Annotated in this window: 14 protein-coding genes; 8 read left to right on the forward strand and 6 right to left on the reverse strand. The window is 48.9% G+C overall.

What is annotated here, in order from left to right; genetic code table 11:
• Positions 1–26 precede the first annotated feature (26 nt).
• On the reverse strand, positions 27–2006 hold the full coding sequence (locus tag V4534_05935) for an O-antigen ligase family protein (protein MES2504403.1): 1980 nt from the start codon (positions 2004–2006) through the stop codon (positions 27–29).
• A 119-nt stretch (positions 2007–2125) separates the two neighbouring features.
• Between V4534_05935 and V4534_05940 the strand changes: the two genes are divergently transcribed.
• From V4534_05940 to mnmA, 8 genes are read left to right on the forward strand one after another with little or no spacing between them, the layout of a single operon-like run.
• Positions 2126–2731 (forward strand): 4'-phosphopantetheinyl transferase superfamily protein, encoded by a 606-nt coding sequence (locus tag V4534_05940; protein ID MES2504404.1) that lies wholly within the window; start codon positions 2126–2128, stop codon positions 2729–2731.
• Between the two features lie 20 nt (positions 2732–2751).
• Entirely contained in the window at positions 2752–3987 is a 1236-nt protein-coding gene (locus V4534_05945) for a TolC family protein (protein MES2504405.1), read from the forward strand.
• The gene (locus V4534_05950) at positions 3980–4789 is read left to right on the forward strand and encodes a DciA family protein (GenBank protein ID MES2504406.1); all 810 of its coding nucleotides are present in this window, start codon (positions 3980–3982) and stop codon (positions 4787–4789) included. The genes V4534_05945 and V4534_05950 overlap by 8 nt, the downstream gene beginning before the upstream one ends.
• A gap of 17 nt (positions 4790–4806) precedes the next feature.
• Positions 4807–6021, forward strand: a complete 1215-nt coding sequence (locus tag V4534_05955) for a lysyl oxidase family protein (protein MES2504407.1) — start codon at positions 4807–4809, stop codon at positions 6019–6021.
• Positions 6022–6033: 12 nt separating this feature from the next.
• Entirely contained in the window at positions 6034–6768 is a 735-nt protein-coding gene (locus tag V4534_05960; GenBank protein MES2504408.1) for a hypothetical protein, read from the forward strand.
• 41 nt (positions 6769–6809) lie between these two features.
• Positions 6810–8138: an HD domain-containing protein gene (locus tag V4534_05965; GenBank protein ID MES2504409.1), complete on the forward strand. Its 1329-nt coding sequence runs from the start codon at positions 6810–6812 to the stop codon at positions 8136–8138.
• Positions 8131–8916 carry an inositol monophosphatase family protein gene (locus V4534_05970; protein MES2504410.1) on the forward strand — a complete coding sequence of 262 codons (786 nt, stop codon included), beginning with the start codon at positions 8131–8133 and terminating at the stop codon, positions 8914–8916. Before V4534_05965 ends, V4534_05970 begins: the two co-directional genes overlap by 8 nt.
• Entirely contained in the window at positions 8913–10001 is a 1089-nt protein-coding gene (gene mnmA, locus V4534_05975) for a tRNA 2-thiouridine(34) synthase MnmA (protein ID MES2504411.1), read from the forward strand. The genes V4534_05970 and mnmA overlap by 4 nt, the downstream gene beginning before the upstream one ends.
• On the opposite strand, the gene V4534_05980 is transcribed toward mnmA, so the two are convergent.
• The 5 genes from V4534_05980 to groL form a co-directional block, all read right to left on the reverse strand.
• The gene (locus tag V4534_05980) at positions 9998–13660 is read right to left on the reverse strand and encodes a phosphodiester glycosidase family protein (GenBank protein MES2504412.1); all 3663 of its coding nucleotides are present in this window, start codon (positions 13658–13660) and stop codon (positions 9998–10000) included. The genes mnmA and V4534_05980 overlap by 4 nt on opposite strands.
• Positions 13661–13719: 59 nt before the next feature.
• The gene (secF, locus tag V4534_05985; GenBank protein ID MES2504413.1) at positions 13720–14979 is read right to left on the reverse strand and encodes a protein translocase subunit SecF; all 1260 of its coding nucleotides are present in this window, start codon (positions 14977–14979) and stop codon (positions 13720–13722) included.
• Positions 14976–16727, reverse strand: coding sequence for a protein translocase subunit SecD (secD, locus tag V4534_05990; GenBank protein ID MES2504414.1), 1752 nt, complete (start codon positions 16725–16727; stop codon positions 14976–14978). Before secD ends, secF begins: the two co-directional genes overlap by 4 nt.
• Positions 16728–16729: 2 nt before the next feature.
• A complete protein-coding gene (gene yajC, locus V4534_05995) occupies positions 16730–17041 on the reverse strand; it encodes a preprotein translocase subunit YajC (protein ID MES2504415.1) in 312 nt (103 codons plus the stop codon).
• A 183-nt stretch (positions 17042–17224) separates the two neighbouring features.
• Positions 17225–18898 carry a chaperonin GroEL gene (groL, locus tag V4534_06000; protein MES2504416.1) on the reverse strand — a complete coding sequence of 558 codons (1674 nt, stop codon included), beginning with the start codon at positions 18896–18898 and terminating at the stop codon, positions 17225–17227.
• Positions 18899–18900: the final 2 nt, after the last annotated feature.

Raw genomic sequence — 18900 nt, forward strand, 5'->3', positions numbered from 1 at the left:
ACCGACATGCCGCGAAACTTCCTCTTTCAAAACCCCCACCAGCCGCCCGCAACCTCTTTTTCAAGCTGAACTCTCTTATTCTTGAGCTCGGCATCCTCAGGCCGAGCAGCGCTGATCTTGCGAATGATTCTCAAAGCTCTCGCAGGAAAGCCAGTTTGTTCATACAGGCTCGCCTCGAACCTCTCTGGGTCATCACTGCAACCTTGATATTTTCTCAACGCTGCCTCAGCTTCATCCACCAGCTTAAGCCCAGCAAAAGCATTGATCCGCCAAATCGCTAAAGGGCACGGCGTTTTTAGACCCTTAAGCCAGCCGGCACTCTCCTCAAGGGCCTCCAAGGTGCCCTTTTCAAGACCAACGATGCGAGCCGCAAGCACCGCAGCTTCTCCATCTTGGCGCGTTTCAGGTAAAAGCCCATCTAACCAAAATCTCGCTTGTTTTGGACTGTCATGTGCCAAAGCGTATTCCACACCGAAACGTACATCATCAGGCGTCTTATCCTCAAAAGCCAATGCCTCATTTATGCACTCAAGCGCATCAATATTTTGACCTTGAACGATCAGCTGCTTGCACAAAGCCATCAAAGTCTGAGCGTTAATCACGGGAAGCACATCTCTTAACCCTTTGGTCTCCAGCAAAATACCAGGTAAAGCGCCTGGATTAGATGCGATCGCCAATCGATAATGCTCCTTCGAATTCAATAGGCGCGCCAACTGCAAATGCGCCGCATAAAAAGTAGGCCGCTGCCTAAGACTATATTCAAACCAAGCTTGCGCTAACCGCCGATCGCCCAGCTCTAACGCTCGCATCCCCTGTACATAGGCCTTCGAAGGATCCGTCCAATCAGGCTGGCGCGCCACCACCTGCGCCCAGATTCCGGCCCCGCTTATACAGACCAGACACATGGCCATCGCTTTCGGTGAAAACGTCACCCGCCAAGGCAGCTCACTCAGCGCCAAAACCAACGCGCTCAGATACAGCACCGCACCCGTTTCCAAAGAAAAATCTGCCCAATCAGCAATCCAAATAAACGTCAAAACCACAGCATACTCAGGCTGCCGCCGATAGATTTGAACCACAGTCCACAAAGCGATAAGACCAAGCAAAGCCCCTTTCACCAGCCCATGATCCAATAACAGCTGCAAGGTCGTATTTTCCAAATAAGTGATTTGGTAATAAAATGAGAACAAGCTGTCCGCCAAAAAATCTGGCTGAACATCATGATGAAACTCAAAAGCGGTAGCGCCTGGCCCAATACCCATCAACCAGTGCTCCCCAATCATACCCAAGCCGTGCTTCAAAATATCCAGCTTAAACTCATAAGCGCCTGGACTAACCAACGTAGCCAAATCAGAAAACGCCGCAGCTCCCGCAACCAACAACGCAAAAACGCCCATCCCCAAAACTACAGCTGCGCCCCGGCGCTTCAAAATCGCCATCCATAAAGCACAACATACAAAAGCAATCGCCCCAAAGCGCGTTTGCGTCATAAACACCGAAGCGCCGCATAAAACAGCAACCACCGCAAAAGGCCATTTTCGTACCCGCGCCAAACACAACAAAGCAAAAATGCCAAACAACCTGCCCAAACTATTGGGGTTGACCAACGGCGCAAAAAAATACGATTGCGCGCTGCCAAAACTTCCCCAAATTCTTTCTGCCCCGAACAAGCGATGCGCTGCCGCAATAAAAAACAAAGCAATCCCGCTCAATAAAACGCCGTTCCATATAATCTGCCGCGCCTTAGGATCCCGGGCGTTATCAGACAAAACAACAAACAAGATCAATGCCGTAGCCAGCTGCATAAATCGAAGCGCACTCTTTTGTGGCACTAAGCCCGCCAAAGGCGCCGGCATCAAAAATAAAAAAGTCAGCAAAACAGATGCCAACAGCAATAAACCGCCTGCGTGAATCCTGACACTCTGCCTTTGAAACACATGGCAACCAAGGCTGATACAAGCCAGCACAAACAAGCTCAAAATAACGGGCGCATGCACCGCACCCATCAAAGGTCCAGCCAGAAAAACGCACGCCAAACTGAGGTAAAGACCCAGATAAGCCATATAAGCAGGGATTGTAGAACATTTAACTTCAGGTATGACCAAACATGCCCTCGAATCTGCCCATGGTGACTATAGTTGACCTAACCAAACCAGCAGATGACGCATGCTTATCGCCACAAGAAGCAAAACGCGCGCTCTCTTTTAGTACCGCCATCTTAAGACAACGCTTTGTCGGCTCGCACGTAGCTTTAAGACAAACTTTGGCTGAGCACTTAAACGAAGACCCCCGGGAGATCCGCTTCGGCTACTCAAAGACAGGCAAACCGATTCATCCGAAGATCAATTTCAGCTTAAGCCATAGCGCAGACTTCGCCCTGATTGGGACTAACAAATCCAGGCTTATCGGCATCGATTTAGAAATCGTCAGGCCTGTTGAAAACGCGCTGCAAATCGCCAAACGCTTTTTTGCGACTTGTGAATATGACTATTTAAATGCCTGTTCAAAAGCGGAGCTGTTGACAGAGTTTTTCAAAATTTGGACCGCAAAAGAGGCGCTAATCAAAGCCAAAGGTATCAAGCTAGTAGAAAACTTGCAGAAGGAAGTTGTCTGTCATCCCGGGGTGACGAACGGGGGGTACTGGATTATGCCATACACGCACCCCTTATTGGTCGGGTACATCGCGCATGTGGCTGTTCAAAACGACTTAGGTGGTCTAAATCCAACATAATGTATCGAATATTGATCTCAATGCTTCTGATTTGCCCCACACTTTGGGCGCAAAGTGCATTTTTAGCACTCGAAACGGATCTCGGCGCGCCTAAAATCAACCTGCTGGCTGCCATCGATATCGCGCTGTCAAAAAACGAACATCTTTTACAATCGGCGCAGGATATTTCAGCTCAAATAGGCTTAGCCAAACAAGCTCGCAGCAAGCTTTTGCCCACCATCGAAGGCTCTGCCTATGTGAGCCGGGACCCAACCGAAAGCATGGGCTCTCAGCTCGGACTTCGCGTGCCGCTGATTGACGTTTCCGCCATGTTCAACATCAAAAGTGCATCTATCAGCGTTAATGCCATCAAAGCGACTTACGAGCGCCGCCGAGATGCGCTGGTATTCGATGTGGCCTTGGCTTATATCGACGCTCTGCTTCAGCAACGATTGTTAAAATTGGCCCAAGAACAGCATGCCAGCTCCGAAATTAGATTCGCTTCCGCCAAAAGAAAGGCAGCTTTAGGCGAAATCTCCAAACTGGATTTAAAACGCGCGGAGCTGGTCTGCGCTAGAACCACAGCCCAAATCGTCAAATCTAAAGCAGGCGTCAAAACATCCGCCGGTCAACTTGCCTACTTGCTAGGCGAAAATCTGCAAATCACTTTGGACGATTTACCTAAACTTAGTGAATTCGATCAGCAAGACCGAGTCATCTTAAACGATATAGCCAAAACCAGCCGAGAAGACCTAAAAGCGCAGTCATTAGCAGTCCAAAGCGCTCTATTCGCGCAGCGCAGCGCTCTGTGGATGTTTATGCCGACTTTGGATGCGAAAGCGAGTCTAAGCAAAGCCTTAGAAAAGGATCATCAATGGCAAAGCCGAATCGATTTAACCATTCCATTTTATGACGGCGGATTCAGATACGGCCTGCTGCAAAGCGCTCGTGCCTACACGCTGAGTCAAAAATACAAAAAGCAGCTCCTAGAGCGCGAAATCTTGTTAGAAGTCGAAGGCGCGTTAAACGAAGTGCAAAAACAGAAAGAGCTATTTGAGGTTGAGCTACAACTAGTTGCCATCGGCGAAGCGTCATTTAAAAGCGCCGAAAATCGCTATGCTTTGGGTCAGGCAACGAGCTTAGACGTGCTGGATGAACAAACGCGCCTTTTCGAGGCGCAAAATAACTTAGAGAAAGTTGGTGTGTCACTCTACGCAGCGCGCCTGCGTTTGGCGTATATTTTAGGTGATCCGAGAAAGGCGCTTGCAAATGGATGACACCACCACGGTTTTGCTAAAAGTTTTACGCTCTCATTTTGAAGCTAGCCCTTCATTGGACGCGGCATGGCAAAGTGCACCTAGCTTAGCTTTGATGCATCTATCTAGACCGGGTTGGCCTGCGGAATTTCTCAAAGCCGAGCAAAAAAGACAAATCAGCACCGAGCTTACCAAACTGGCGTTGCAGCTAAAGCACAGCAACCACCTCAAGATCTTGCTGCAATTTGTGCAACAAAGCATCGCGCTGGTTTTGCAATTCGCTTCCACTAAATCAAAAACACAGCTCGAAAAACAAAGGCTGATGGGTTTCATTCGTTCGGAACAAATGGAAGGGCAAACTGATGAAGCAGCTGCCGCTAGAGGCGCCGCCCGTTTTCTGCAATCTAAGCGTCGTGAGCATCGCGACAAAGTATTTATCGACCCGAATGAGCAAGACCGCCTGCTCGAAATCTTGTCTCTACCAAAGTCCATGGGCGCTCAGCTGCCCAAACAAGATATCCGTGGATTGATCTTAAAAAGTCCATTGGCTGCCTTGCTAAAACAAGCCAGCTGCTTTTCTCCTGAAATCATGAAGCGTGCTTTCGGTGAAGAATGGCTTAAGCATATCCAGCCCGTCGGTTTTGCCGATAAAACGCAAAAAACCATTCTAATATCGGTCAAATCATCTTCGGTTGCCCACGAAATGTCTTATCGAAAGGCAGAAATCATTCGCAGGCTTCATCAAATCAAAGAATTTGAGCAAGTAAGCGATGTCCGGTTCACCGTCGAACAACCTGCCCCCAGAAATAAATTCGAGCGCTGAAAAGTTCTAATGCCTAAATGGCAAGACTCCTTTTTATCACCGCGTCAATTTTGCTTTTTACCAGCGCCTATGCAGACGAGTTCGACACCGCCCGGTTTAGAACATCGAGCTTCAACTGCACAACCAGCCAAGACTGCGGCACCGGTAGTTGCAATAATCAGCATTGCTATTGCAATCCAGGATTCAGAGACAGCGTAGATGCACCCTGCGATCACCAGATGGGTGAAAGAGATCCTAACACCGCCTGGGCCCTGGAAGCCGGCCTAGGTTGGCTGTTTCCAGTCGGCTGGTTTCACTTAGGCTTATGGCCGATGGGCCTTGCTCGACTAGGAGTCGAAGTCGTCGCGGGCTCCTTGCTCACGCTCTACACAGCCGTAAGACACAAACCTATCACAGAGATTCGACAAGAAAAACGAGGTCCCATTTGGCTGTTAGGCTTTGGCGCTCTGACCAGTATCGGCCACGTGGCATTCTGGATCATACAGACCGACTTCTTGGCGCAGTTTGGCTCCAAACAAGCCAGAGAATCAACAAAATGGCACAAAGATAAAGGCGAAGCAGACGTTGTAATTTTAGCTGATTTAGCCGCGGAATCCATGCGAATCACCGCGAATACTTTCTCTGAAGACAATTGCGCCATTGTCGAGGGTTGTATCGACGGTCCAGGCGAGCGTCGCCTTTTACGATGGGACGAAGTTATCTACAACAAGGGCGAAGGGGATTTCGTCAAAGGACTTGAAAGCCAATTAACGCCTGTGTGGAGTCCATGTCACCAACATTATCACGGTCAAAACACCGCCAGCCATTTTCTCAAACGTGAGCTGCTCGATGCCTCCAACAATACCGTCCGCCAGATTTATCATGGGCACAAAGCCGGCTACTGCTACCTAGATTCAAGACGAATTAGCGGTTCGTATGAGAATAAATTCGACTGCGGCAGCCCACAATTTACCCGCGATCTTCTGCAGGGAATTACTTCAGGTTGGGCAGACGTCTATGGCTCCGAAACAGATTGCCAATGGATTGACATCACGGGCCTGCCGGCAGGTACTTATCAGCTGGTTTTGACCATCAATCCGCTCGGAATCTACTATCAAGACAAGAATTTGACCAACAACCGCGGGATTGTGGAAGTGGTTATTCCACCGATGGATGGCAGCAAAGAACGCATACGCCATGGTGTCTACGTCAATGCCACCGTCTTGAGCGGTGAAGTCGTCCCCAACATTTAACTAGGATCTAACATGACAACGAAACTTCGACTTATCATTGGGATGACGATCTTGAGCCTCGGGGTTCATGCTACCGAACCTGCGGAACAACCAGAAAAATACGGTTGGTATCACCACTTAGGAGACCACGGCAAAGTTGTATTCCAAGCGTCCTTCTTGGCACTAGGCATTGGCTCCGCTGCGATGGCTGCCTACTTTCAAACCTTGCAACTGCCGACGTTGATGAAAATGGAAGATAGCCTGCAAGACGATAAAGAAGACGGCGTGGCCTTAGAGGATAAGCGTTGCGGGCAAGCCTGCATGAGAAACAGTCAGATATATCGCGAATACGGCGAACATACGATAAACGTAGATGTCGTCGCCACCATAGCGGCGGCATTTGCAGCGATAAACTTTGGCATATCTGCAGCTATTCTTGGGGCGATGGCATGCAATCTTGCAGAAAAAGAGAAATACATAGAAAACGTCCATGTTTTCTCAAAAATCGGCGTGATCTCGGGCATGATCGCCGGCATCATGAACTTGGCCGCGGTCGGCATGATGGCCAAACTCGGCGTCTCCTATCGCGACGGCATTTCCTTGCCTACTTTAGGGAAACTACAAATGGCCCTCTCCGCAGCCATAGGCGCGGTCGTACCGACAGTGCCTTACGTGGTGTTTGGGTTCGTTAAGATCAGCCAAGCATTCTACGATCGCTTTTGGGGACCTCAAGCTCCAGGTGGGCCAGCCCTGCAGCAGCAAGTATAACGTGGTTTTACAAATTCGAGAGTTCAGCATAGCCTGAGCTAATGCGCTCTCTCGAAGATATTTCATCCGCCATCAGTCAGGCAGGCGGAAAACCCGTGCTTGTTGGCGGCTGTGTTCGCGACCGCCTCATGGGCCGTGATTCTAAAGATTTCGACATCGAAGTCTACGGTCTCGATTTAGGCTCGCTTGAAAGCGTGCTAAATCAGCTTGGCTCTGTGCACGCGGTCGGAAAAAGCTTCGGTGTATTTAAGCTGTTTAATTTTGACATCAGCCTGCCCCGAACCGAGAACAAGCAAGGCGCGGGACATAAAGGTTTTGTGGTACAAAGTGACCCAAGCTTAACTTTCGAGCAGGCCTCAAAACGCAGGGATTTTACTGTGAACGCCATGGGCATTGATTTGGCGACGGGCGAGTTGCTTGACCCGCACGGTGGTCAGAACGATCTAAAAACTCTCACGCTTAAGCATGTATCAGATGCGTTTGATGAAGACCCATTGCGCGTACTTCGTGCATGCCAATTTGCGGCGAGGCTAGAATTTAGCATTCATCCGGACACGTTGACAAAATGCCACAATTTATTGCCTGAGCTTAAAACTCTGCCGAAAGAGCGTATCGGGGAAGAGTTTAAAAAGCTGTTGATGGCCAACAAGCCATCTATTGGCCTGCAGGCGCTTTTAGATACTCGGGCTTTAGGTCTTTTTCCTGAACTTGAAGCGCTTATCGGTTGCCAACAAGATCCCAAATGGCATCCTGAGGGCGACGTTTGGATTCATACTCTCATGGTCGTGGATCAAGCAGCTCGTATCAGCGATCAGTTATTAATTCGTTTAGGCGCACTCTGTCATGACCTGGGCAAGCCTCCCACAACCAAGTTTGAAGATGGTCGCTGGCGCAGCAAGAACCACGAAGCGGCAGGCGTTCCACCGACGCAGCAATTTTTGCAAAGGCTGGCGATTGCACAAGATCTGATCAATGAGATAACGCCGTTGGTACAAGATCATCTCAAGCCATGCCAGCTGTACAATGTTCGAGATCAAGTTTCAGATGCCGCCATCAAACGACTGGCGACTCGGGTTAATATCGAAAATCTCTGCTTGGTTGCTGAAGCCGACTTTTTAGGTCGTACCACTGAAGAAGCACTGGCAGGTCATGACCCTTCTACCGCCTGGCTTCGGGAGCAAGCCGCTAGGCTCGCCGTTACCAACAAACCTCTCGAGGCCCTCCTGCAAGGCAGGCATCTGCTTGACCTGGGTATGCATGCAGGACCAGCCATGGGCCGGTTGCTCAAAAAAGCCTACGAAGCTCAGATCGAGGGCGAGTTTGAAACATTGGAAGATGCTCTAGATTGGGTTAAGCAGCACCATGCTTAATACATGTATTCAAATCGCGAGGGAGGCAGGTCAATTAATTTTAGAGCTTTCCGAAAAGCCGCGTCACATAGAGAAAAAAGCTGCTTTCGACTTGGTTACAGACGCAGATAAAGCGTCGAACGATTTAATTTGCCGCAGATTGATGGAGGCGTTTCCCACATCCAAGATTTTAGCTGAAGAAAGCACCTCACCCCAGCCCTCTCCATTAAATGGAGAGGGAGTATTATGGATCGTTGATCCGATCGATGGAACGACCAACTATGCTCGCGGTATGCCGCATGCGGCGGTTTCAATCGGAGCATATGATTTGGCTAGCCAGGAACTTCTCGTTGGCTGCGTCTTTAACCCATTTATTAATGAGTGTTTTTGGGCAGCTAAAGGCGAAGGCGCTTACTTAAATGGCGAGCGCATTCATGTCAGCACAATTAATCAATTATCAGACGCTGTAGTTGCCACAGGATTTTTCAATACGGGCGATCTGACTTTCGAAACCAGCAACCTGCCCGAAGCCTACAGGTTCATCCAAAGCTGCCTCGGCCTAAGAAGAGCGGGCGCCGCTAGCCTCGATCTATGCTGGGTGGCCATGGGGCGCTTAGATATGTACTGGGAAAAAGGCCTCAAGGCCTGGGATCTGGCAGCAGGCGCATTGATCGTCCAAGAGGCTGGTGGAAAGTTGTCGAACTACCAAGACGAAAAATTGGATATTTTTCAAGGCACTGTCTTGGCCAGCAATGGGCATTTGCATAAAACATCTATTGATATATTAAATAATCAATGAAAATCGTGGTTGCTATGTCCGGAGGGGTGGACTCCTCTGTTGCAGCTCTGCTTCTTAAGGAGCAGGGCCATGAAGTTATTGGTGTGTCGTTGAGACTCGCTCCTGATGATAATGGCTCTCTTGAGAAACGCGAGGGGCGCTGTTGTTCAATAGACGATATGACCGACGCTCGGCAAGTTTGCGATCGGTTGGGTATCCCATTTTACGCCATCGACTCCAGAGACAAGTTTAAAGAAGTGGTATTTGACCCGTTTATTAAAGCCTATCGGCAAGGCATTACCCCTATCCCTTGTTTGGCGTGCAATCATGAAGTTAAATTTGGCGATTTATATAAAACCGCGCAAAGTTTAGGCGCCCAGCTAGCGACCGGACATTATGCGCAGGTAATCGATTATCAAGGCGTTAAAACCTTGGCGCGGCCTGAAGATCAGGCGAGAGACCAGACATATTACTTATACGGTACAGACGCGGAAGTTGTGCAGAGCTTGCATCTTCCTTTAGGCGGGTTGCATAAACCAGCCGTTAGAGAACTTGCCAAAAAGATGGGCATGAAAGTCCACGACAAGCCAGATAGCCACGAAATTTGCTTCGTACCGGATGGTAATCACGCCCGCGTGGTTGAAGGGGCGAGCGGGCCGATGCCAAGTGGGGCAATGGTGAATAGCGAAGGTAAGCAAGTATCTAGCCATGCAGGCGTGCATCACTTCACCATCGGACAACGCCGCGGTATCGGCGTTGGGCTTGGTGAGAAAGCTTATGTGGCTGATTTAGATGCTGACAAGCAGCTGGTCACTCTAGGTCCTAAATCGGCCTTGGCGTGCACCAAAATCAGTGCCGGCCCTGTCCGGGTAATCGTGCCGACCCATTTATGGCCAGAGATCGTGGAAGTTCAAATCAGAGCGAGACATCAGCCACAACAGGCGAGATGGTCCATCGATGATAGCGGCCAGCTGATTTTTGATTTTCTGGAGCCGACCTATGCGGTCGCTCTTGGTCAAGCGGCCGTCGTATACGATAACAACGCCATGCTTGGCGGCGGGCTCATCACCGGCCGGTTAGATGGGAAGTTTCCGAGAAAAATCTAATTAGGCGATGACTGAAACATTGCTGCCTTCATTAAAATGGCAGCTTCCGACCAAGATAATTTGAGCGAAACCAGCAGGGCAGCAACTTGTGAATTACCATAACCCCGCTGAACAAGTTCAGCTAAACATCTTAAGCCTTGCTGGCGTGCATTTTGATCAGAACTTTCGATGAGTTTTCCGGCCAGAGCTATCATGGATGAAATAGCTGACTCTCGTGCATACATCGTTACGAAATCGAAAAATTCGGACGCGTCTTTCGCATGAATGACAGCCATCAAAAAGTGTTCTTTTTGTGCTTCTGAAACTGAACCACTAGCAAGTAAACCATCAATTAAATTGAGACTTCTGTACTGAATATCATCGTCATAATCACCAAATTCCAGCAACGCCTTTTCTGCAATCCGAATGGCCAAGTCCACGCGCCGTCCTTCGGCTAAGTCTGTGATTGATTTTTGAATCACCGAAGCTTGCCGCTGGTTTGCCATATCTTCAAACGCGCGTTTTTCTATCTTTTCGTCAGAAACTGGAAATGAACCGCCAATTTCATCAATATATTGGCCGTGGATCCCTCTTTTGTCCCAGACAGCGGACCCTGGCTCGAGCCTGCTCAACATCTTTTTGGCTAGGTCGTCATAACCCGAGCGAAGGGCAGTATGGATGACGGTTTCGCCGAATAGATCTTGATGCTCCAAATCGATTTCCGCCATTTTACTCAGCAGCAACCCAATGATCTGATTGTCCGCTTTTCCGTGTTCAGTTTTTCGGAGATACACCTGTAAAAGACTTTGGCCATTTTGATTTCGGCTGTGGATTCGAGCTGGACTTGCGGCTAAAAATGCCTCCAATTGCTCAAAATCGCCTCGAAGCAATGTTCTAAAGACTGCGTCATCGTCTCGTTGTAGCCTACTTGATAATTTTGCAGAATCATTTGGCATCACCACAATTGCGTCAGAAACCACTATGTTTGTGCCCAATCGCTGAGAAATACCATCGGCATCTGGAGGCGTCACCAGCGTGGTAGACCCACCGCCATCTAAATTAATTGCATATCGACATTGATATTTATCGCGAATTAACTTTGCAAAAGCCGGCAGAGTCGTCCCGCCTGTTTCTGCGATAATTATCACCTGCCCATCAGGCATCAAGCCAACAGCTGTACGACGGGTTTCTATACTAGTATGATCAGAAAAGTCCCCTGAAACTTCACCTTCTCGAATCAAAATATCGCTACCCGATACCATGTAATCCAAGCCGGCCATGCGTGCAGTCTGAGTCTGATCTTTCGCTTCTAATGCATAGGCTTGACTCAAACCGTCACCAATTTTTAAGGCCCGAAACCGCTCGATACCAGTAGCGACTGGTGTTTTTAACACATAACCGTTGGGCTTTTCTTCATCCACTTTAACATCGTGCTCAATTTTTGAAATAACGCCATTTTGAACCTCAATTGAATGAGTCACACCTGCATCATCATAATAAAAATTGGCGAGGGCCGTGTGGGTGCTGATGGGCGTCACCCTGATCAAAGGTATTGGGGTCGAGCCGGGCACCAACGTTGCTTGCCAAGCAACCTTGACCTCACCGAATTCGAAATGAGAACCATCCTGATTCCAACCAATCAGAGGTTGATAAGCGTCTGTATCAGATAGGAGTTGATCGCCTACTTTGAGCACAGCGCTAGGAAAAGCTTGGGTTTCCGCACCGGAGAATTGCTTCGCTTTACCAACCATCCACCCCAACGACCATCTCGCCCCAGCGCCGCCGGAAAAAAAGCCGGCATTCACACCTGCGATTGCCCCGGCGTTGCGAGTGATATCTTCAACGCGTCCTCCTGCAGAATAGCCCTCAGATAGAGGTGCCACCAAACGCATCTGATGTTTTTTAGGATCGAAAACCAACGCAGTGGTCGAGGGGCTCAATTCATCCACCTGGATCGCATGAACTCGAGAAGATGTCGGTATCCTGGAAATTTCAACACCAAGCTCCTGTGCTAAAAATTGGGGAATGCCCCTAAGCATCTTGAAATAGTTTGCTTTGATGCGCTCCATTTCGCTCTGGCGATTATTGACACGCTCCGCAATGGTAGAAAAAATAGGTGCTAGCAGTTGTTCCACACTCTCTTGCTCAGACGCCTCTGTCAGCTGGCGAACGCGAAGGAGGGCATCGCCGACTCGCTCGTCGAGCAATAAAGCTTTCAAATCGTCCGGGCGCGACCTAAGCCCAGCGATAAATTGGTCATACACACGTCTATCTTTCAGAACCGGGCCGTTCGAAAAATCTTCATTAGATTCATAAACGCTCCAATAACTCCGACCCTTATCAAACGCTATGAGATGACCGTCCTGACCCACTCCGAATTGCCCTGCATGCACATCTGTATTTTGCAAAACGATGTCTGTCAGCATGCTAACAAATAGGTCAACTCTCTGAACATGATTAAGCTGAGAGTAGAGCTGCGGGCTATGAAAAATTCTGTCGGTTGCAGTCCAGTCTATTTCATTAAATGGATAGGCAATGCTGTTTCCCAAAGCCTTTCCTTCAGGCAAAAGTCCCGCGCTAATATGATTTGCTAAAGTTGAAGCAGCGGCTTCATGCCTCGGCAGTAAATGCTCAGCCAATTTAAGCGTATTTTCTTCTGATCCAATAAAAGTCTTAAAAAACATCACATCGCCATGGCTGGTGTAAACGCGATAAGGGGTATTAATACCAGATCTTACCACCGGCTCCACCATGGTCGCATTTGGAATTAACGCCTGCAGCACAGCCCGGTCGCGTGGCGGCATTTCGTTGGGAAATTGAAGCTCATGAATTCGCTCGGGAATCTCGACGAATACCGGGTCCACACTTGCCACATACTGGGTGCTCAATGAATTTAGGCCACCCTCTTGCAGGCGTCCAACATCCATCAAAGATCTACTCTCGGCGCGGCCCTCCGTATGAGAGGCACCAGGCCCAAAACCCATTTCAGGCGCTAGCATCGCTACCCGCGCCATGGTTCCAAGTATGATTCTGGCAGTTTCAGACATACCCCGAGGGGCATCGTTCGAGTGGCGCGTTTGCAACTGGGCCTCATACTTACTTTGAAGCTCTTGCCTGCCTGTGCTTGAATTGATGGGTTCGCCACATTGCGCCAATAAGTCCTTATATCGCTGCTTGATAGCATCGTATTCAGGCATGCCATTAAGCAGTTCGATCGTCTCAAGCAAATGGCTTTGCAACGCAGCTAATTGTTCTGGATCCTTGGACTTTTTAGCCGAACCTACCAGCGCGCCAAATCCTCCATAAGATGCCTTGGGCCGTAAGAAGCGGACTTCTTTTTGCGCAATATCAAAATGTGCTTCAATGAGATGTTCTAAAGAAGCACTTTGTATTTCACTTTGGAAATTTTGCCGAAGCTGAGGTTCAGCGTGCGCTGCCTTTGCGCTTGCTTCTTTTTCGAATTTATAGACTGCTTGCCAGTTTGGCGGCCTCAGGCTTACCGGCCGACCAGCTTCAGGCGTGGCAGCAATATAGGCGTGATTCCAAGCATTGTATGCTTCTAAAAAAGGCCCGTCGGTCTCTTCAAAATGATCGCCCAACGGCGCATCATCATGAGGCGGGAGATCCGCTTCGTTTGCATGAAATGCCAAAACGGCACCCGGCCTAAGTTCAACCCCCACAAGTCCCCTCTCTTAAAGGGTATCATAACTTGTAGGGGCACTAGACTGGAGCTCAGTAACTAAACAACGCCCCGAGCTTTGTCTTCTCTGGAAAAGCCCTGATTAGTGGCCTGAACTTTACCAATGCGGCTTCTGAAGTGACGCATCATAAATAGATACGCTGCCGGAGCTGCAAAGGTTGAGGAAAACGCCCCTAAGCCTAGACCGATGGTTAACACCGCGGCAAAGCTTTGGATCACCCCACCAGCAAAGATCCACAAAGAGATCGATGAAAACAACACGGTCAGCGCGGTATTAATGGTTCGGCTCAAAGTGTCATTGACCGCTTTGTTAACCACCGCTGTGATTTCCGCATCTGAGAAATTGCTGCGCTCACCAGGAGGCAGCGTTTCTCTAATTCGATCGTACACCACAATGGTATTATTGATCGACACCCCCACAACGGTCAGCAGCGCTGCCACCGACGGCAGATCGAACTCGTATCGCAAAAATACGAATACCAAAAAGGCACCAAAAGTATCCTGAATCAAACAAACCACAGCGCCGGGCGCAAAGAAAAGATCGAATCTAATCGCAATATAAATCAAAATCGCTAAAATCGCATAGAACACCGCCAAGGCGCCGTCTGTTCTTAACTGCTCCGACACCTGGCTATCCACGAAATCAACGCGTCTGACTTCTACTTGCCCAAACTTAGCCGACAATGCCTCCGCAATCTTGTCCGAAACGCCCATGAACAACACGTTGTATTCAACATATCCATTCTCTACATCGCCGTGCATGATCGCGCTGGCCAAATCTGCGCCTTTGCGCAGCCTGAAACCACTTTTGCTGTCTAACAGTTCGGCAAGTTTAGCTTGTTGTTCTTTGATCGCATTCAAATCACCATCTTCAGGCGCTTTCAGGCGAACCAACAAACGGTCTTGGCTGTTTGGATGGCGTTTTACTTCGGCAAAATCCATTTCTGTAGCCGTCAGCGTCTGCACACGGGCCAAGTCAGCATCGGCAAACGTATCCATTCTTTCGATACGGATCAGCATTTCATGACTATCTTTTGCGCCATAAGACTGAACTTGGTTTTTGTTATAGCCAAGCTCTTCTAAGACTTTCCTGATTTCATCTGCATGAACGTCTTTAGAGAACTGAACCTGCATTTCGGTCCCGCCGCTAAAATCAATTCCCCAGTTTAGGCCTAATGCCATGGTGCCAACAATGGCGATCACGGGCACAATGGCAGCAAACACTAACGATGCCTTAAAGTAGCGAACAAAATTAACTTCGCTCTTAGGGTCGAAAAAACGAAACATCTTGCGGCTCATATGGACAACTCCTGTGGATTTCGAGCGGTCACCATGTCAAAGAACACTCGGGTAATAAAGACAGCGGTAAAGATCGAGAGAACCGTTCCGATGATTAACATCATCGCAAAGTTCTGCACCGGCCCAGTTCCAAACTCCCAAAGCACAACACCTGCAATAAACGATGTCACGTGAGAGTCAAAGACCGCTGTAAACGCTGATTTATAACCAGTCTCAACGGCAAGCTTAGGCATTTTTCCGCGCCTAAGCTCCTCTCTAATGCGCTCGTTAATAATAACGTTCGCATCCACCGCCATCCCGAACGTTAACAATAGCCCGGCAATACCCGGCAGCGTAATCGTCGCCCCCAGCCATGCCAAAGCAGCCAACATCATCAGCAAGTTACAAAGCACCGCAATCACGGAGAACATACCTGACACGCGGTAGTAGAAAATCATCAGCAGGATAACCAAGATACTGCCGACCAAGAAAGCTTTTTGACCTTCTCGAACGGAGTCAGCACCAAGCGATGGTCCGACGCTTCTTTCTTCTCTAAATGTTACCGGCGCTGGCAGAGCACCCGATTTCAATACCAAGGTCAGCTGATTCGCATCTCTCAGCACTTCTTCGTGAGAGCGACCGCCACCCATGGTGATGCTGGCACGACCATTTGGGATGCGAGAGTTAAACACCGGCGCACTGTCTACGCGTTCTTCCAACACGATGGCCATACGGTTGCCAATATTTACTTTGGTCAGCTCATCAAAAATACGGGCGCCAGCAGCACTGAAGGTCATAGACACGGCTGGTCTTGGATCCATATCGCTTGCTTGAGAAACTTGCGCATCAATCAAATCGTCACCAGTCAAGACCACGCGGCGTTCTAAAGTGTAAGTTCGCATGTGTCCTGATCCAAGCTGACCATACTTAATCACATTTTCAGCCGGAACTTTATCTTTCAGATAGGCTTTTACTTCGGGCAATTTGGCATCTGCAAACTCCAAGAAATAATCTTTGCCTTGTGTGCCATTCGGGCGTCCGTAGGAACTACGAATCAACTGCACGCCGGCTGGTAAATCTTTCAAGGTTGTTAAGAAATCAGTCTTGTCATCGCACATTTGGAATTCAAGCTGGGCCGTTCGACCGATCATGCTTTTGGCTTCTTCGGGATTATCAAAGCCCGGAAGCTGGATTTGGATCTTGTCTCCACCGCGTCTGGAAATCGTCGGTTCGGTCACACCCATCTTATCAATACGCGTTCTGATCGTATTGATGGTTTGGTCAACTGCGTCTCTACGAACGGTTTGCACCAACATTGGGTCTAGTTCCATCTGCAATGCCAAGTCTTGTTCGGAGCTGATTTTAACTTCCTGGAATTTCTTTTCAACAAAGCTGCTAAAAGCCGTCAAATCCGCCTTCGAAACGAAAGTCGCTTTCAACGCCGGGTCGATTTCCAAAAAGGCAATTTTTTGCTCTTTGGCATAATCTTTCAGACGCTCAGCGGTTCGGGCAGTCCGATCTTTCAATGCCTTGTCGACATCAACCCCCAAAACCATATGAATGCCGCCCTGAAGATCCAGACCGGGCACGATATGGCTGTCGATGGTCCATGACGGCAGCATCTTAGCGAAAGCATGTTTGTCTCTGCGAACTTCGCGAAGCTTGGCCTCGTCTAAGTTAAAATAGATTGCGGTCGGTATCAAAAGATAAACCGCAAAACCTACCAGCAGCCCTGTAAAGAAAAGTCGTGTTTTCCAGCTTTCGAACATTTTTATTTTCCGTTTTGAGTTTCAGCAGATAGCAACGCTTGCACCGCGTGTCTTAACACTTTCACTTTGTTTTTGTCCAACATCTCGAGAATGACGTATTTATCTTCAACAGCGAACACCCTGCCAACGATTCCGCTATTCAAAACAACTTCGTCGCCTTTCTTCAAAGTGCTGATCAATTCTTGATGTTTTTTCTGTTGCTTTTGTTGCGGACGAATCAGAATAAAATACATAATGGCAAACATCCCGCCGAACAACATAATCATCGACAACATGCCACCACCTTCACCGCTTTGCCCAAATAATTCGCCCATTTGAAAAAACTCCTTGTTAAAAAACGCACTCTAAGTTGATTTTTGCGCAAGCACAATAAAAATGGTGCTCGAAGCCCTCTCCATTGTCGTCTGGGGCCTGCAATAAATAAAAAGGCCTCGGTTTCCCGAGGCCTTTCAGAGTCATCCCGGCGCGAGGGCCGGGGTAACAGCGGGGGGGTTGAGCTAGAAGCCCATTCCACCCATACCGCCCATGCCTCCCATTCCGCCCATACCACCACCCATGCCGCCCATTCCGGCGCCAGGTGCTGCGTCTTTTTTGTCGTCTGCTTTGTCAGCAATCATCGCTTCTGTTGTCAGAAGCAATGAAGAGACCGAAACAGAGTTTTGAAGCGCAGTACGGGTTACTTTAGTTGGATCGATAATACCCCAAGCGATCATGTCGCCGTATTCTTCAGTTGCAGCGTTAAAGCCAAATGAGCCGGTGCCTTCTTTAACTTTGTTCACAACAACTGAGCCTTCATGACCAGCGTTTGCAGCGATCATGCGAAGTGGTTCTTCACAGGCGCGCTTTAGCAGCTCAACACCAAACTGTTCGTTTGGAGCGAGTTTTAGGCCATCCAAGGCTTTTATGGCGCGAAGCAAAGCAACACCGCCGCCAGGCACGATGCCTTCTTCAACAGCAGCACGGGTTGCATGCAAAGCATCTTCTACGCGAGCCTTCTTTTCTTTCATTTCGACTTCAGTTGCAGCACCAACGCGAACAACAGCAACACCGCCGGCCAATTTAGCCAAACGTTCTTGCAGTTTTTCTTTGTCGTAATCTGATGTTGAAGCTTCGATTTGACCACGAATCATCTTGATGCGAGCTTGGATCTCATCCACTTTGCCGGCGCCATCGATCAAGGTGGTGTTATCTTTATCAACCGTGACGCGTTTTGCACGACCAAGGTCTGCAAGGCCAACGCTTTCAAGCTTCACGCCCATGTCGTCTGACACGAAGCGAGCGCCTGTAAGGGTTGCGATATCTTCAAGCATCGCTTTGCGGCGATCGCCAAAGCCCGGGGCTTTAACAGCGCAGATATTCAACGTGCCACGCAGCTTGTTAACCACCAAAGTTGCCAAGGCTTCGCCTTCGACTTCTTCAGCAATCACCAGCAATGGGCGGCCGCTTTTGGCCACTTGTTCCAAAACAGGCAACATGTCTTTGAGGTTTGAAATCTTCTTTTCGTAAACCAAGATAAATGGGTCTTCGAGTTGAACTTCCATGCGTTCTGCATTGGTCACGAAGTAAGGAGATAGATAGCCACGGTCAAATTGCATCCCTTCGACCACTTCAAGCGTGGTTTCAAGGCTTTTCGCTTCTTCAACGGTGATCACGCCTTCTTTGCCTACTTTTTCCATCGCTTCAGCGATGATTTCACCGATGGTGCTATCGCCGTTAGCGGAAATCGTTCCAACTTGAGCGATTTCGCGATGATCTTTGGTTGGCTTAGAAAGCTTTTTGAGTTCTTCAACGATCAATTTCGTTGCTTTGTCCAAACCGCGTTTGATTTCCATTGGGTTATGGCCAGCAGCAACGTATTTGGAGCCTTCAGCAAAAATTGCTTGAGCCAGTACGGTTGCAGTCGTGGTGCCATCGCCTGCGTGATCGGAAGTGCGGGATGCTACTTCTTTCACCATCTGAGCGCCCATGTTCTCAAACTTGTTGGACAACTCGACTTCTTTGGCCACAGTCACACCGTCTTTGCTAATGGTCGGAGAGCCCCAGCTCTTTTCAATCACAACATTGCGGCCCTTAGGTCCCAAAGTAACTTTGACGGTGTTCGCCAAAATGTTAACGCCGCGCAATAGTTTCTCACGTGCGTTGGTATCAAAAATAATTTCTTTTGCTGCCATGT

It is taken from the genome of Myxococcota bacterium (assembly GCA_040387835.1).
Lineage (GTDB): Bacteria > Myxococcota > UBA727 > UBA727 > JABDBI01 > JAZKCZ01.

Excerpts from the sequence above, each read along its gene's own strand:
- secD (MES2504414.1), bottom strand. The coding sequence starts at position 16,727 with ATGTTCGAAAGCTGGAAAACACGACTTTTCTTTACAGGGCTGCTGGTA.
- secF (MES2504413.1), bottom strand. The coding sequence starts at position 14,979 with ATGAGCCGCAAGATGTTTCGTTTTTTCGACCCTAAGAGCGAAGTTAAT.
- V4534_05970 (MES2504410.1), top strand. The coding sequence starts at position 8,131 with ATGCTTAATACATGTATTCAAATCGCGAGGGAGGCAGGTCAATTAATT.
- yajC (MES2504415.1), bottom strand. The coding sequence starts at position 17,041 with ATGGGCGAATTATTTGGGCAAAGCGGTGAAGGTGGTGGCATGTTGTCG.
- groL (MES2504416.1), bottom strand. The coding sequence starts at position 18,898 with ATGGCAGCAAAAGAAATTATTTTTGATACCAACGCACGTGAGAAACTA.
- V4534_05940 (MES2504404.1), top strand. The coding sequence starts at position 2,126 with ATGGTGACTATAGTTGACCTAACCAAACCAGCAGATGACGCATGCTTA.
- V4534_05960 (MES2504408.1), top strand. The coding sequence starts at position 6,034 with ATGACAACGAAACTTCGACTTATCATTGGGATGACGATCTTGAGCCTC.
- mnmA (MES2504411.1), top strand. The coding sequence starts at position 8,913 with ATGAAAATCGTGGTTGCTATGTCCGGAGGGGTGGACTCCTCTGTTGCA.
- V4534_05950 (MES2504406.1), top strand. The coding sequence starts at position 3,980 with ATGGATGACACCACCACGGTTTTGCTAAAAGTTTTACGCTCTCATTTT.
- V4534_05935 (MES2504403.1), bottom strand. The coding sequence starts at position 2,006 with ATGGGTGCGGTGCATGCGCCCGTTATTTTGAGCTTGTTTGTGCTGGCT.
- V4534_05945 (MES2504405.1), top strand. The coding sequence starts at position 2,752 with ATGCTTCTGATTTGCCCCACACTTTGGGCGCAAAGTGCATTTTTAGCA.
- V4534_05955 (MES2504407.1), top strand. The coding sequence starts at position 4,807 with ATGGCAAGACTCCTTTTTATCACCGCGTCAATTTTGCTTTTTACCAGC.
- V4534_05965 (MES2504409.1), top strand. The coding sequence starts at position 6,810 with ATGCGCTCTCTCGAAGATATTTCATCCGCCATCAGTCAGGCAGGCGGA.